This is a genomic window from Paenibacillus sp. RC334 (genome assembly GCF_030034735.1).
Lineage (GTDB): Bacteria > Bacillota > Bacilli > Paenibacillales > Paenibacillaceae > Paenibacillus > Paenibacillus terrae_A.
The window spans coordinates 3,961,528-3,974,549 of record NZ_CP125370.1; the positions used below are offsets into that span (position 1 = coordinate 3,961,528).

Consider the following 13,022-nt stretch of genomic DNA (forward strand, 5'->3'; position numbering starts at 1 on the left):
ATTAGGAAAGAAGGCAGAGCCCGCTTTCCTAATTCGATTTATGTCTTCTGTAAAGGATATAACTTCTGCGCACATAATTCAACGGAACACTCCACACATGCACAAGCCGGGTAAAGGGCCAAAATGCAAAAATGGCAAAGCCCATAAGTACATGAAGCTTGAAAGATATCGGTACGTCTCTCATGAGTGTTGGGTCGACACGGAATATGAACAAACCGCGGAACCAGATCGAGATGGTCTCCCGATAATCGAATTCCGGCTGTACCGCATTCGTTACAAGAGTCGCAAACATCCCCATGCATACAATGGCCAAAAGCAATACGTTTACAATCAAATCAGACGCTGTACTTAAACGGCGCACATTGCGTATTGTAAAACGGCGAGATGTGAGGATCAACATACCGAGAAACGTTATGGCTCCAAATATTCCACCAATATAAACTGCTCCAATGTGATACAGATGATCGTTTACACCCAGTGCATGCATCCAGGTTTTTGGAATACCCAAACCGGACACGTGACCGAAAATAACCGGGATAATTCCCAGGTGGAATAAAAGGCTTCCGATCATCAATTGTTTCTTTTCAATAAATTCGCTCGATTTCGCTGTCCAATTGAACTGGTCAGTTCTGTAGCGGAAAATATGGCCTACAATAAAGATGACCACACACATATACGGGAAAATGACCCATAAAAACTGCTCTAGCATCATCATTGCGCGGCTGCCTCCTGTTCTACGCAAGCTTTAAGCGTTTCGCGCAGTCCCTTGACCAGATGAAAATACGGGCTTTTCATTTTTTCCAGCGCTATAAGCAAATGATAGGTGCCGTCTTCCAAAATCGCAACGGGCATGCGGAGGTTTTCTGTCGTCTTCGGATCTTGCACCCATTCGGCGGCATACAGAAATTCACACATGAGCGGTAAGTAATCCGGAAGCTCCCCATCCGACATTTCAAGGCCGTACATCTCATACAGAACCTTTAACTTGACTAGCATTTGTCCTCTTTCTTTTGCATCTTCAAACTTGAAGTAAGTCATATATAATGCGCAATTTTTTTTGAAAATCGAAGGTTTCCGTATACATCTCCTGAATCTCTTCGATGCTGAACTCTTGCATAAGAGACCAATACATATTAGCGTGCGTATACGCAGGATGGTCCGGATCAAATGATGCTTCCAGAAAAGCCGGATGAAAATCCAGCTTTTCCGGGTACATGAGTTGTTGGGCGAAAAACCCGAATGAAGGCTTGCATTCATACAGCTTCGCTACATTAATCACGCCAAATACCCCCCGTAGAAGTTTTCTTCAACCATTTCCTTGCCTGTTTTTGAAGGCTCTTCCATCCCCATTGAGCTTGCCAGGCTACAACCGCTACAGCCAGAGCCAGAGCCCATATTTCCCAGAGTGTCGCCATAACCGGCAGATCCTTGAGCCCGGTATGGATTGGCATACCCCTCTTTATGCGACGTCGGAATGACGAAACGGTCCTCATATTTGGCAATTGCCAGCAGTCGATACATCTGCTCGGCCTGCAGTGGTGTCATGCCGGTACGTTCAAGACGGCTTTCATCAAAAGATTGTCCTGTGGACTGGGCACGCATATAGGAGCGCATCATAGCCATCCGCTGCAAGGATTCCTTCACCGTCTGCGTATCACCCGCCGTCAGCATATTGGCAAGGTACTGAATGGGGGTACGCATTTCTTCGATAGCTGGAAAGACCATATCCGGATTCTCGATCGAGTCTTTCCCTTCAAAGTAATTCATGATTGGGCTAAGTGGCGGTACATACCAGACCATAGGCAGCGTGCGATATTCCGGATGAAGCGGGAATGCCAGCTTGTACTCAATGGCAAGCTTGTAGACCGGCGAGTTCTGCGCTGCCTCAATCCAGTCTTCCGAGATGCCGTCTTTTCTCGCCTGAGCAATCACCGCCGGATCACTTGGGTCCAGGAACAGGTCGCACTGTGCTTTATACAGTTCTTTCTCATCCTGCGTAGAAGCAGCCTCGTGAACTCGATCCGCGTCATACAGCAGAACGCCGAGGTAACGAATTCGTCCTGTACATGTCTCGGAACAGACTGTTGGCAACCCGGCTTCCACACGCGGGAAACAGAAGGTACATTTCTCCGCTTTGTTCGTCTGCCAGTTGAAGTACACTTTTTTGTATGGACAGCCTGTCATGCAATACCGCCAGCCGCGGCATGCTTCCTGATCCACAAGCACGATTCCATCCTCATCCCGTTTGTACATGGCGCCTGAAGGACAGGATGCGACACAACTCGGATTCAGACAGTGTTCGCAGAGCCGAGGGAGATACAGCATGAATGACTTCTCGAAATTGAATTTGATCTCTTCTTCAATTTTCTGAATATTCGGATCAAGTGGACCCGTCACATGGGTACCCGCCAAATCGTCCTCCCAGTTTGGGCCCCAATCCAGATTCATTTTTTTCCCCGTTACCGCAGAATGCGCGCGTGCTACCGGAGAATGCTTCTGCTCTTTGGCATTGGTCAAATGCTCATAATTGTAGGTCCAGGGCTCATAATAATCTTTCATTTCCGGCATGTCGGGATTGTAAAAAATTTTGCCAAGCGCTATCTTGGATAGCTTGCTCCCTGACTTCAGTTCGAGCTTCCCTTTGCGAAGCTGCCAGCCGCCCTTATATTGCTCCTGGTCTTCCCAACGCTTCGGATAACCGATGCCGGGTTTGGTTTCCACGTTGTTGAACCACATATATTCCGCGCCTTTGCGGTTTGTCCAAGTTGTTTTACATGTCACGCTGCACGTATGACAGCCAATACATTTATCCAGGTTCATGACCATGGCAATTTGAGCTTTAATTTTCAAGCCAGTTTACCTCCTTCATTTTACGTACCGCTACGTACACATCACGCTGGTTGCCGATCGGACCGTAATAGTTGAACCCGTAGCTAAGCTGAGCGTATCCGCCAACCATCTGGGTTGGTTTGGGATGAATTCTTGTTGGCGCATTATGGCTGCCCCCGCGCGTATCCGTGATTTCGGAGCCCGGCACTTGAATGTGTTTATCCTGAGCATGGTACATAAACATCGTTCCTCTTGGCATCCGGTGGCTGACAACGGCCCGGGCGGTTACAACACCGTTACGGTTGTACACCTCTACCCAGTCATTGTCGGCAAGATCGTGGGCCGCTGCGTCTTCGTTATTGATCCATACCGTAGGACCTCCGCGGAACAGCGTAAGCATATGCTGGTTATCCTGGTAGGTGGAGTGAATATTCCATTTACCGTGCGGAGTCAGATAACGTAGGACAAGTGAATCTTGTCCGCCTTTTATTTCCCGATCACGCGTGCCGAACACCATCGGCGGCAAAGTAGGTTTATAGATTGGCAATGACTCCCCAAACTGCTGGAAAATTTCATGATCTATATAGAAGTGCTGTCTTCCTGTCAAAGTACGGAACGGAACGAGACGTTCAATATTCGTTGTAAATGGTGAATAGCGACGTCCTTTCTTGTTCGATCCAGTAAATACCGGTGTCGGTATAACCTCACGCGGCTGTACCGTGATACTTTGGAAAGTGATCTTTTCCGCTGCCCGGTCGGCCGAGATGTCTTTGAGTTCAACACCGTGAAGCTTTTCTGCCTGCTCATAAGCCTTTTGTGAGACCTGTCCATTGGTCGCGGATGAAAGGTGAAGAATAGTATTGGCCACTTGACGAGCTGTCTGTATTTTAGGCAAACCATCTTTAATGGAATCATCGTAATAAACTCCGTTCAGCCTTTTCAATTCCTCATATTCATCCGCTACGGAGAAGCTGACGCCATGCGCACCTGTTTTCCCAGTAGCCAAATTCGGACCGAGTGAGATAAATTTATCGTGAATCTTAGTATAATCGCGTTCGATGATGCTGAAATTCGGCATGGTTTTACCCGGAGTCGCTTCAATCTCGCCCTTCGTCCAATCCTTTACAAGACCCATCGGCTGTGAAATTTCGCCTATACTATCGTGTGAGAGCGGCGCGGTCACAAGGTCTTTATATATTCCTGGTAGGTACTCTTTTGCCATATCCGAAAAGACTTCGGAAAGCTGGCGGTAAATATCCCAGTCCGCGCGAGATTCCCACAGTGGATTAACAGCCGGATTAAACGGGTGCACGAAAGGATGCATGTCTGTTGACGACAAGTCTGTTTTTTCGTACCAGGTTGCCGCCGGAAGCACGATGTCCGCGTACAATGGAGTTGTTGTCATCCGAAAATCAAGTGCAACCATCAGATCAAGCTTTCCTTCTACATCTTCTCTCCAGACGATTTCCTCAGGTTTCTGTTCTTCGTTCGGCCGGGCAAGCAGGGCATCAGATGCTCCGAGTAAATGTTTCATGAAATACTCTTGTCCCTTCGCCGAACTTGAAATCAGATTTGACCGCCAAACAAAGAGTGAACGCGGGAAGTTCTCGGCTGCCCCAGGATCTTCTACAGCGAAGCGTGTCTTACGTGATTTAATCTCTTCCACAGAATGATTAATGATGTCCTCGTTGGACTTCTTGCCTAATTGCGCAGCCTCTTCGGCGAATAGCAGACTGTTTTTATTAAACTGTGGATAAGAAGGCAGCCAACCCAGACGCGCTGCGAGCACGTTGTAGTCTGCTGGATGTCTGTAACTGACATCCCCGCCAATCGGTGACTTCAAGGTGTCTGTTCCACTTTCTTCGTAACGCCACTGCTCTGTTGCAAAGTAGAAAAACGATGTAGCATTTTGCTGTCGAGCCGTCCCTTGCCAGTCTTTTGCAAAGGCAATCGATGACCAGCCTTCGATGGGACGGAGCTTTTCTTGACCAACATAATGCGCCCAGCCTCCACCGTTTACGCCTTGGGAAGCTGTCAACATGACCAGGTTCAAGATGGACCGATAGATCGTGTCACTATTGAACCAATGATTGATCCCCGCACCCATAATAATCATGGAGCGCCCTTTGGTATCGATAGCATTTTGAGCAAATTCCCGAGCAATCTGCACCACAACAGATGCCTTCACTCCTGTGATCTTCTCCTGCCAGGCAGGGGTATAATGCGAAGCTGCATCGTAATAATCTTTGGCGTTATGAGGGCTGTCACTGCGCGCGACACCGTACTGGCTCATCATCAGATCGTACACGGTTGCAACGTAACGCTCCGAACCATCTGCCAGGCGCACTTTTTTGGTCGGAATTACACGTTTGAACGTTCCATTACCGGCGTTATCAAAGTAAGGGAATACGACTTCTTCCCATTGCTCGCCACGACCTTCCACAGTAAGGGCAGGCTCAACCTTCGTTCCGTCTTCTCGCTCCAGGATCAGGTTCCATTTCTTATCCTGTTCCCAGCGCTGTCCCATCGTACCGTTCGGGACCAGCATCTCCCCTGCCACTTCGTCATATATGACCGGTTTCCAGTCCGCATGCTGAGAAACATCCCCAAGGTCACTCGCCCGTAGAAAACGCCCACCTTTCCAGACTCCTTCGTGTGGATCAAGCAGAATCATGAACGGCATATCTGTATATTGTTTGGCATAGTTAATGAACATGGGTTCTTGGCGTTCTTTGTAGAACTCATCCAGAATGACATGCGTCATAGCCTGGGCCACGGCAGCATCTGTACCCGGATTCGGTGCGAGCCAATTGTCAGCGAACTTCACATTCTCCGCCAAATCGGGAGCCACCGATACGACCTTTGTCCCCTTATAACGTACTTCCGTCATAAAATGCGCGTCCGGCGTCCGGGTAAGCGGTACGTTCGATCCCCACATGATCAGGTAACCCGCATTGTACCAGTCAGAAGATTCCGGCACGTCCGTCTGCTCACCCCAAATTTGAGGAGATGCAGGCGGAAGGTCTGCATACCAGTCGTAAAAACTCAACATCTGCCCACCGAGTAGCGAAATGAACCGGGCTCCCGAAGCGTAGCTTATCATTGACATCGCCGGGATTGGCGTAAAGCCCGCGATCCGGTCGGGACCGTACTTGCGGATGGTATAGATGAGCTGCGCCGAGATCAGACGCAGGACATCGTCCCAGCCGACACGGACATGCCCGCCTTTTCCGCGAGCCGATTTGTAGAGCTTGGCTTTCTCAGGGTCTTCTACGATGCTTGCCCATGCGTCTACTGGATTCGTATGCTCCTTAATGGCGGCTAACCAAAGCCGCAATAACTTACCGCGCATATAGGGGTATTTCACGCGTAATGGACTGTATTCATACCAGGAAAATGTAGCGCCACGCGGGCATCCACGCGGCTCAAATTCCGGCATGTCAACGCCGCAGGAAGGATAATCGATCTGCTGATTTTCCCAGGTAATGATGCCGTTTTTCACAAAAACCTTCCAACTACAGGAGCCGGTGCAGTTAACACCGTGCGTCGTCCGAACCACTTTGTCGTGAGACCAACGCTGACGGTACACGTTTTCCCATTCTCTATTTTTTTCCTCAAGGATTGACCAATTTCCGGAATAACTCTCGATCGGTTTAAAAAAGTTGAGGCTGTATTTTTTCTTCATTGATGATCAACGCTCCTTTTCAGAATGAAAAATCCCAACGCAGTTGCTAGGGCAAGATTCATTCGCTTATTCTCATTATGTAATTCATTGATTCCTGTTCCCATTAGGGAATGTCCTATAGCGCTACAGGAAATCCCTCGTTCTATGGAAAGATACAAAAAAGCCTCCCTCTGCCAAAGGGAAGCTTATATGAAGTGATTAATTGTTCTTTTGGCCCGTTAACAGGAGCATGATAAAAGAAATGAGTATGATGGAGCATGTCCAGGCCCAGGCCATAGGAAGATGACCAGAATCCACCGCAACATAAATGGCCGTCGGAATGGTCTGGGTTTTGCCCGGAATATTTCCGGCAATCATCAGCGTAGCACCAAATTCGCCCAGACCGCGGGCAAAACCGAGTATAAAGGCCGCTTTAAAAGAAGGGAAAATTAAAGGGAAGGTGATATATCGGAAAACCTGCCATTCACTTGCACCCATCGAACGTCCCGCGTTTTCCAAGTCCCGGTCAACAGAAGACAATCCCATTCTCAGCGTCCGATAGACAAGAGGAAAAGCCACTACCACCGCTGCCACAACCCCAGCCCACCACGAGAATACAATTGGTTCGCCAAACCATTGTTCTACAATACGTCCCAATCCACTTTTTCGTCCAAGCAATATGAGCAGTAAAAAGCCAACAACGGTCGGTGGGAGTACCAAAGGCAGCATAAGCAAGGTTTCAACGGCCGTTTTCCCTCTAAATAGCCCCAAACGAGACATTGACCATGCCGCAAACAGGCCTATTATGATTACCAGAATGCTGGATAACAGTGCCACCTGCAACGATAACAGGATAGGAGGCCAATATTCATTCCAATCTATAGCTTGCATGCTCACTTCGGTATGGTAAATCCATACTTAGCCATAATATTCAGAGATTCTTGTGATTGAAGGTATGCATAGAAATCCTCGGCCTCTTGAGTGTGCTTTGAAGCTTTGACAATTCCGATGGGGTACTCAACAGATGAATAGGTTTTAGGGTCCATCTCAAAGGCGATTTTCGCCTTTTGCGAAGTCAATGCATCTGTTTTATATACAAATCCGACATCAGCGTTTCCAGTCTCCACATATTGCAGCACTTGTCTAACATCTTTTGCCTGAACCAGCCTGCTCTGCAATACGTCCCATAGCTTCGTGTTCGTCAGCGCTTCCTGTGCGTATTTGCCTGCAGGGACACTTTCAGGAATGCCAATCGCCACTTTTTTTACCCCTTCCTTGGTTAAATCCGTTACACTCGCAATGTTCATCGTCCCGTCTGCAGGAATAACCGTTACCAATTCGTTCGTCAGCCATGTTTTTTGTTTATCGCTCTCTATTAGCTGCTGATCTACGAGAGACTTCATGTTTTTCTTCGAAGCGGACAAAAACAGGTCTGATGGTGCTCCTTGCTCAATCTGCTTTTCCAGCGCACCAGAGCCACCAAAGTTGAAATTCAATTTGACATCTTTATGAGTTGGCTCGTACAAATTCTGGATTTCTTTGAGCGCATCTGTTAAGCTCGCAGCTGCGGAAATGGTCAGTTCAACAGTTTCAGCCTTTTTCGAAGAATCCTGGCTGGAAGACTCGTTCTGGACCGTGCTGCTAACATTTGAAGCTGATTGTTGCTCCGCACCGCACCCTGAAAGTAATAACACAATGGAAAAAACAAAAAAGAGCGTCTGGCTATGTTTAATAATTTTTTTCATTTTGTTTGACTCCTTAAGTTTAGTCTTTCTTGATATGATGGATTATATTTTGAGCTGCGCCTGTCTCGTACGTTCGATTAATGTGCAATTCTCAAGAAGAATATGATTAAAAATATCTGCTGTACCGGCTCAAAGCCGTTTGTGATCAAGCGTAATTCCTTTAGTATCTCTATCACAGCCTGATGCTCGTCTTGCAGTTTGGATACATACGGATTCAGCGTTAACTGGATCATGTTCTACTTCCCCTTACAACTTGAACTCATCCGGGAGCTCTCTCTTCTAAAGCAGGAAATGCCTTGTCATTAAAAAGCTGAAATCAGCTGTTCAGCCGCTTCTTTCCCTTGAGCGATACAATCTGGAATTCCAACGCCTCCATAACCAGCACCACATAAAAATACATTTGGAGAATACTGAGATAAATCATATCTAACCTTTGCCAGATACTCCTTGTGTCCAATCGGATATTGCGGCATCGATTGATTACACCGACTAACTTCGGCGAATTCCGGTTCCGCTTCCAAGCCCATTAAATCCTTCAAGTCTTTGCGCGCGGCATCCACAAGCTCAGCATCCGTCATCTGTATCCATTCCTGTGCGCCTGCATGTCCGATATATGCTCGTAACAGCGTATATCCTTCTGGAGCAGTATGGCTCCACTTTGTCGAGGACCACGTACATGCTGTGATCTTTTTACCTTCCTTGCGCGGCACCAAAAATCCGGTTCCCTCAAAGGCAAGATGAAGCTCTGTATTTTTATAAGCAAGGGCAATATTGGCTACCGAAACGTAACTGATCTTATTGAGCAAGCTGACACTTGCAACACCGGAAAATAATTTAGCCGCCACAAAGGCTGGAACAGCGCAGATCACTGCATCTGCATCTATGACTTGTCCATGATCCAGGATTACCTGATAACCGTCCTCTTTTCTTACTTCAGCCACACCCTGTCCCATCACAAAATGTACGGTATGCAGCCTCTCCTTTAGCCGCTCCACGATTGTAGATAAGCCTTGTCGATAGGAAAGAAACATGCTTTTCTTGGCGATATCCGGCAGTTTTTCTTGTACAGCCGACTTTCTCCCCGCTCCTTTAGTCATACCTTTAATCAGACTCCCATGCTTCTGCTCCATCTGCTTAAATTGAGGGAAGGTTGACATCAGGCTAAGAGAATGTGTATCGCCAGCGTAAATTCCAGACAGCAGAGGTTCTGTAATCTGATCCAGAACTTCTTTGCCAAGGCGCCGCTTGATAAAATTTCCCAGAGACTCGTCCATATCGCCTTTCTTCGCCGGGATGATTAAATCCAGGGCTGCCCGTGCTTTTCCCAGCGGAGAGATAAGTCCCGTCCGAATGAAAGGGGTAAGCTTCGTTGGAATGCCCAGAATGAAGCCCATCGGCATCGTGTGAAGCTTGCCCTTATGCAAAATGCAGGCAGATTTGGCCTTCGGGTTTGTGGATACCAGCTCTGCTTCCAGTCCCAATTCCATGGTCAGCTCCAACATGGCCGTTTTTCTGGCCAGAAAAGCATCCGGTCCTTTTTCGATCATAAAATCGTTTTGGCGAACGGTTTGCAGCTTTCCTCCCAGCCGGTCGCTTTTCTCAACCAGTGTAATCTCTACCTCCACTTGCTTCTCCTCAGCCAGCTTTTTCACGTAAAAGGCAGCACTTAAACCACTTATTCCTCCACCGAGAACAACGACTTTTTTAGGACTTTTTTTCATAAAAGCTCTTTTCCTTCCTTAGCCCCAGGCATATAGGCACAATAAGGGTCACTCTCCAAATAATCTCCTGTTATTGCAAAAGCCCTTGCTCTGGAGCCTCCACAGACGGTATTAAATTCGCAGATTCCACATTTTCCTTTAAGCAGAGACTTATCTCTAAGCCTGTTCATGATCGGAGAGTGCCGATAAATACGTGCCAGACTATCCATTCGTACATTTCCACATGCAAGGGGCAGGAAACCGCTCGGGTACACCTCGCCGATATGACTGATAAAAACAAATCCATCTCCATCATTTACGCCTTTAGGGGCACGTCCCAAAACATCTGCCCTTTTTTGCTCGAACGTTGCACTGTTCTTACCTGCTCTGTTCTTTTCCTGCAGTACAACCCTTCGATAGTGAGGTGCTTCTGTAGCCTTTACACCGTAAGGCATCTGTTGTTGTATTTGATACAACCACTTCATTACAGCTTCATGCTCATCAGGAGTAATCATATCTTTCTCCATACCACGTCCGGTTGGAACAAGGAAAAACAAGCTCCATAACACCGCCTGCATTTCCTTTACCTTTTCTGCAATTTGCTCCAGATCGTGAAGGTTGTACCGGGACACCGTCGTATTCACTTGAATAGGAATGTTCATTTCCTTCAAATAACCAATTCCCCGCATGGTTGTATCGTAAGAACCCACAGTCCCCCGAAAATGATCGTGAATATCTGCACATGAACCGTCCAGGCTAAAAGCCCACCGTGATAAGCCAACTTGCTTTGCTTTTTCGACCGCTGCTCGTGTCACTTTAGGGGTGGCACTGGGAGTTATGGAAACCGACAGCTTTTTCTCTTCAATTGCATATTGAGCCAACTCAAATAAATCAGGACGCGATAACGGATCTCCACCTGTGAAAACCACCAGCGGATGATTCATTTCAGCGATTTGATCCATCAGTTGCTTGCCCTCCTCTAATGTCAGTTGACGAGGATCAGGCTTATACTGGGCTTCCGCTCTACAGTGAAGGCATTTTAAAGCACAAGCTCGCGTTACCTCCCAAATGACGATAAACGGGTTCTCGCGATAATCTCGTGGTGTTTCCAAAGATATCATTGATGTCTCTCCTTTTTAGAAATATAAAAACAACACAGATACATAGAGCATCAATGAAAATCCAATTTCAGCCATGCCAACTTGTTTTGCCTTTAATTCGAATTTAGGAAGCCATATAGCTCGTAATAATAAAATTAAAAAAGGAGCGACCAAAAATACCTTTATCCAGGCAGCAAACAGCATAATGATCAGATGATAGATGACAGAAGCATAATAGTAGCGTGTATTTTTTCTTTCACGGATGATCGTTTTAACATAAAGAGCAGTTCCTGTAAAGTAAGACACCAAAAGCAAAAATAGCTCCGTGGATATTCCCCAATCCCCTGCTTCTCCAATATGAACAACAGGGTAAATAAAAGAACAAAAAAGTATAATTGCGGCAATGTCATTGAGCAAGGCACGTTCATTTTTCATTTTTGCATAGTACTACATATTAGCCATAAAAAAGAACAGCAGCAGAACTCCATACCAGATCAACGCAGGCTTAACCCATATCAGTGAAGCTAAAAAGGGAAGGAGTATCGCTCCGTATACAACAACTGGTTTTCGGTATCTTTCACGGTTACCTGTTTTGATCCATTGGAGGACAGGAAAACTGAATAAATAGATAAAAAACCAGCACATGAATAGAGGTATATGAATGAATTCCCCTTGAGAAGCCGCTAAACCGAATAAAAATGGAAGAATGAGCATGGCCCATGCTCCATGCTGATTAGGTATGTATCTACTGATCCCCTTCAAACCCTTGATCCTTTTTTCACAATATTTATCATCCTTATTGCTTCGGTTAATCGATGCATCATCCATTCCCCCAAGATTCAATTTTTCACCCTCTCTAATTCTAAGTATTCTATTCAATTGAACCAATCAGGGAGTTCCCTTTTTCTTATGTGGGAATAGCCTAGCCGGAGAAACAACGCTGTTGGCTCATCATGCCATTCATTAAGGGGGCTATCCGGCACCCTCGACAAGACGGCGGAAGTGGAGGAATTACTCAGAATAAAAAAATTAAAAGTGGCACGCCAGGCGGCACACCACTTGATCAAAATTGTTCACTACCGCCAAGGTCACACCTCAGTTGCAGCAGTTTGAAAAGTTGTCCAAGCAGGTTCCTCTAAAATAATACTAAAGCTACATGTACTATACATGGCTTTTAATCAAGAGAGCCACTCTTTCAGATGGAAAAATCCATTTTCGAAGGAGTGGCTTTTTTTGCTAACGTCCGCTAGATTCACTAAAATTATCGTATGCAGCTACAAGAGCTACAACCACGGCTGCCGAGTTGGTCGCAGCCAAGTCAAGATTGGAGTCAAAAGTACCTGCTGCTTCTGCGCCGGCAAGATCAGACAGAGAACGAACAGCCAAAAATGGGACACCAAACTGATACGCTGTCTGGACGACCGCGGTCCCTTCCATATCCGTCACCTTGGCTTCCGGAAACTGGCTGCGAATAAAATGGACCCGCTCCGCTTGATAGATAAAGGAGTCTGCTGTCGTAATCAACCCGGTAACGATCTGCCCCTCAATCTTGGTTTCTGCCAGAGTTTCTGTCGCAAAATCAAGCAGCGCTTGCTCCACCGGATAACTTGCCGGCATCTGTGGCACCTGCCCGTAGGTATAGCCGAACGCCGTTCCATCCACATCGCTGTAAGTCAGCTCGGTCGCCACTACGACATCCCCAACACGAAGCGCTGGATCAAGCCCGCCAGCAGACCCGGTATTAATGACAAGCTCCGGGTTAAAGCGCTCAATCAGCAGCGCCGTAGTCAAGGCTGCGTTCGCTTTACCAATTCCCGATTGCAGCAGAACAACTTCCTTGCCCTGAAGACGACCTGTATAAAAAATTCCATTCGCGATCCGGGTCATGCTTATCCCTTCGATCTGCGCTTTCAAACCTGCTATTTCTTCTTCCATGGCTCCGATAATGGCTATACTCACAGTTCGTTTCTCGCTCCCTCCATGA

General features: G+C 47.0%; 7 protein-coding genes and 4 pseudogenes. All 11 read right to left on the minus strand.

Features of this window, described 5'->3' with window-relative positions:
* Positions 1 to 28 precede the first annotated feature (28 nt).
* Complete coding sequence (narI, locus tag QMK20_RS18235; protein WP_283656305.1) at positions 29 to 712, minus strand: respiratory nitrate reductase subunit gamma; 684 nt, start codon at positions 710 to 712, stop codon at positions 29 to 31.
* Positions 712 to 1,279: pseudogene (gene narJ / locus QMK20_RS18240) on the minus strand (nitrate reductase molybdenum cofactor assembly chaperone). The gene narI and the pseudogene narJ overlap by 1 nt, the downstream one beginning before the upstream one ends.
* Positions 1,272 to 2,850: pseudogene (narH, locus tag QMK20_RS18245) on the minus strand (nitrate reductase subunit beta). Before narH ends, narJ begins: the two co-directional pseudogenes overlap by 8 nt.
* A complete protein-coding gene (locus tag QMK20_RS18250; protein ID WP_283652731.1) occupies positions 2,840 to 6,514 on the minus strand; it encodes a nitrate reductase subunit alpha in 3,675 nt (1,224 codons plus the stop codon). The pseudogene narH and the gene QMK20_RS18250 overlap by 11 nt, the downstream one beginning before the upstream one ends.
* 198 nt (positions 6,515 to 6,712) lie before the next feature.
* Positions 6,713 to 7,390 carry a molybdate ABC transporter permease subunit gene (gene modB / locus QMK20_RS18255; protein WP_283652732.1) on the minus strand — a complete coding sequence of 226 codons (678 nt, stop codon included), beginning with the start codon at positions 7,388 to 7,390 and terminating at the stop codon, positions 6,713 to 6,715.
* Complete coding sequence (modA, locus tag QMK20_RS18260) at positions 7,387 to 8,238, minus strand: molybdate ABC transporter substrate-binding protein (RefSeq protein WP_283652733.1); 852 nt, start codon at positions 8,236 to 8,238, stop codon at positions 7,387 to 7,389. The genes modB and modA overlap by 4 nt, the downstream gene beginning before the upstream one ends.
* Before the next feature lie 42 nt (positions 8,239 to 8,280).
* Positions 8,281 to 8,456, minus strand: a pseudogene (locus QMK20_RS18265) (iron-sulfur cluster repair di-iron protein ScdA); the annotation flags it as partial.
* Between the two features lie 84 nt (positions 8,457 to 8,540).
* Positions 8,541 to 9,959, minus strand: coding sequence for a protoporphyrinogen oxidase (gene hemY / locus QMK20_RS18270; RefSeq protein WP_283652735.1), 1,419 nt, complete (start codon positions 9,957 to 9,959; stop codon positions 8,541 to 8,543).
* Positions 9,956 to 11,059, minus strand: a complete 1,104-nt coding sequence (locus QMK20_RS18275; RefSeq protein WP_283652736.1) for a TIGR04053 family radical SAM/SPASM domain-containing protein — start codon at positions 11,057 to 11,059, stop codon at positions 9,956 to 9,958. The genes hemY and QMK20_RS18275 overlap by 4 nt, the downstream gene beginning before the upstream one ends.
* A 15-nt stretch (positions 11,060 to 11,074) precedes the next feature.
* Positions 11,075 to 11,866: pseudogene (locus QMK20_RS18280) on the minus strand (YwiC-like family protein).
* A 408-nt stretch (positions 11,867 to 12,274) separates the two neighbouring features.
* The gene (locus QMK20_RS18285) at positions 12,275 to 12,997 is read right to left on the minus strand and encodes a 5'-methylthioadenosine/adenosylhomocysteine nucleosidase (protein WP_283652737.1); all 723 of its coding nucleotides are present in this window, start codon (positions 12,995 to 12,997) and stop codon (positions 12,275 to 12,277) included.
* Positions 12,998 to 13,022: the final 25 nt, after the last annotated feature.